At 67.4% G+C, this 2,724-nt stretch carries 2 protein-coding genes; both read left to right on the top strand.

What is annotated here, in order from left to right:
• The first annotated feature begins 171 nt into the window (after positions 1–171).
• Positions 172–1,368 carry an acetyl-CoA C-acyltransferase gene (locus ACXJL8_RS38460; protein ID WP_456618680.1) on the top strand — a complete coding sequence of 399 codons (1,197 nt, stop codon included), beginning with the start codon at positions 172–174 and terminating at the stop codon, positions 1,366–1,368.
• A 110-nt stretch (positions 1,369–1,478) separates the two neighbouring features.
• Positions 1,479–2,724: MFS transporter (locus tag ACXJL8_RS38455; RefSeq protein ID WP_456686753.1), on the top strand; the 1,246-nt coding region annotated here is incomplete at its 3' end.

Below are 2,724 nucleotides of genomic sequence, written 5' to 3'. Positions count from 1 at the left end.
GGGTATGGGTCCCGGCCTTCGCCGGGACGACGTTGGAGATGAATCTCGGCTCTCACTCACAAATCTCATCCGAACCACGACAATTTCTCATGCCGGGCGCCGTTGCATTTCTTGCGCCGCATCATATGATGATCATAATTCTACACATCCGCCATCGCAGGGAGCTCCACCATGGCCGAAGCCGCCGATCCCGTCGTCATCGTCTCCGCCGCCCGCACGCCGCTCGGCCGCTTCATGGGCGAGTTGTCGCCGCTCCCCGCACACAAGCTCGGATCGCACGTGATCGGCGCGGCGCTGGAACGCGCCAAGCTCGCACCGGAGAAGGTCGACGAAGTCTTCATGGGCTGCGTGCTGCCGGCGGGACAAGGCCAGGCGCCGGCGCGCCAGGCCGCGCGCGCAGCCGGCCTGCCCGATGCCACCGGCGCCACCACGGTCAACAAGGTCTGCGGCTCCGGCATGAAGGCGACCATGCTGGCGCACGACATCATCCGCGCGGGCTCGGCCGACATCGTCGTCTCCGGCGGCATGGAGAGCATGAGCAATGCGCCCTACCTGCTGGCGAAGGCGCGCGGCGGCTACCGCGCCGGCCACGACCGCATCATCGACCACATGATGATGGACGGGCTGGAGGACGCCTACGAGACCGGCCGCTCCATGGGCGATTTCGGCGAAGCGACCGCAGAGGCCTATCAGTTCACCCGCAAGGACCAGGACGCCTATGCGATGGAAACGCTGAGCCGCGCCCGCAAGGCGGTCGAGGGCGGGGCGTTCAAGGCCGAGATCGCGCCGATCACGCTCACCGAGAAGGCTGGTCCCCGCATCATCGCCAATGACGAGCATCCGCTGAAGGTCGACCCGGCCAAGATCCCCGGCCTGAAACCGGCGTTCCGCGCCAACGGCACCATCACGCCGGCAGCTTCCTCCGCCAACGCCGACGGCGCCGCGGCGCTGGTGCTGACGAAGCGGTCGCTGGCCGATCGCAACGGCCTGCCGGCGCTGGCAGTGATCAAAGGCCACGCCACCCACAGCCAGGAACCGCAATGGTTCACCACGGCGCCGATCCCGGCGATCCGCAAGCTGCTCGACAAGGTCGGCTGGAGCGCCGGCGACGTCGACCTGTTCGAGATCAACGAGGCCTTCGCCGTGGTGGCGATGGCGGCGCAGCGCGATCTCGGCATTCCCCGCGACAAGCTCAACATCAATGGCGGCGCCTGCGCGCTCGGCCACCCTATCGGCGCCACCGGCGCGCGGCTGATCGTGACGCTGCTGCATGCGCTGGAGGCGCAGAACCTCAGGCGCGGCGTCGCCGCACTCTGCATCGGCGGCGGCGAGGCCACGGCGATCGCGGTCGAGCGTCTCGTGCACTGACCCGGTGCATGTCCTGAAATGAGGGAACTCTGTCATTTGCGACAGACGATTCCCGTGCCATTCTGCAGGCTCGCGCAGGTCTCAAACCTGCCCATCAACGTTGAGGCCCAATGATCTCGAACTGGCTCGCGGCATCCCTCAGCCGCCGCAATATCCACTACGGCTGGGTGATGGTCGGCGTGACCTTCCTCGCCGCACTGATCAGCGCCGGCACGGTCGGTGCGCCCGGCGTGTTCATCGTTCCCCTGCAAAAGGAGTTCGGCTGGAGCACGGCGCAAATCTCCTCCGCGCTCTCCATCCGCTTCATCCTGTTCGGACTGATGGCGCCGTTCGCAGCCGCGCTGCTCAACCGCTACGGCCTGCGCAACGTCACGCTGACCGCGCAGCTCATCGTGGTCACGGCGCTGGTGCTATCGCTCGGCATGACCGAGGTCTGGCAGCTCGTGGCGCTGTGGGGTGTCGTGATCGGCATCGGCACCGGCATGACCGCGCTGGTGCTGGGCGCCACCATTGCCACGCGCTGGTTCGCAGCAAGGCGCGGCCTCGTCGTCGGCATCATGACCGCCAGCGTCGCCACTGGCCAGCTGGTGTTCCTGCCGCTGCTGGCAAGCCTCACCGAGCGCTTCGGCTGGCGGCTGGCACTCGGCTTCGTCTGCATCATGCTCGGCGTTTCCGCGCTGGCGGTCCTGCTCGCGATGCGCGACCGCCCGAGCGATCTCGGCCTGCGTCCGTTCGGTGACGAGGGCACCGAGCCCCTGCCCGCGCCGCCCGTCAACCACGGATCGATCACCGCGGTGGCGCTGGGCACGCTGCGCGACGCCTCGAAGTCGAGCGCGTTCTGGATCCTGTTTGCGACCTTCTTCGTCTGCGGCGCCTCGACCAACGGCCTCGTCCAGGTCCACCTGATCCCGATGTGCCTGGATTTCGGCATTCCGCAGGTGCAGGCAGCGAGCCTGCTGGCGGCGATGGGCATCTTCGACTTCTTCGGCACCATCTTCTCGGGCTGGCTGTCGGACCGATACGACAACCGCTGGCTGCTGTTCTGGTACTACGGCCTGCGCGGGCTCTCGCTGATCTTCCTGCCCTTCAGCGACTTCTCGTTCTACGGGCTGTCGATCTTCGCGATGTTCTACGGGCTCGACTGGATCGCAACGGTGCCACCGACGGTGCGCCTGACCGCACAGAAGTTCGGCCCTGAGCGCGCCAATCTGGTGTTCGGCTGGATCTTTGCCGGCCATCAGCTCGGCGCCGGCACCGCGGCGTTCGGCGCGGGCCTGTCGCGGACGCTGCTGGCGAGCTACCTGCCCGCCTTCTTCGTCGCCGGCGCGCTCTGCGTGTTCGCTTCGCTGATCGTGC

It is taken from the genome of Bradyrhizobium sp. P5_C11_2, from assembly GCF_054049755.1.
The sequence above is the reverse complement of the archived record's forward strand: the minus strand, read 5'-3'. Positions and strand labels throughout refer to the sequence as shown.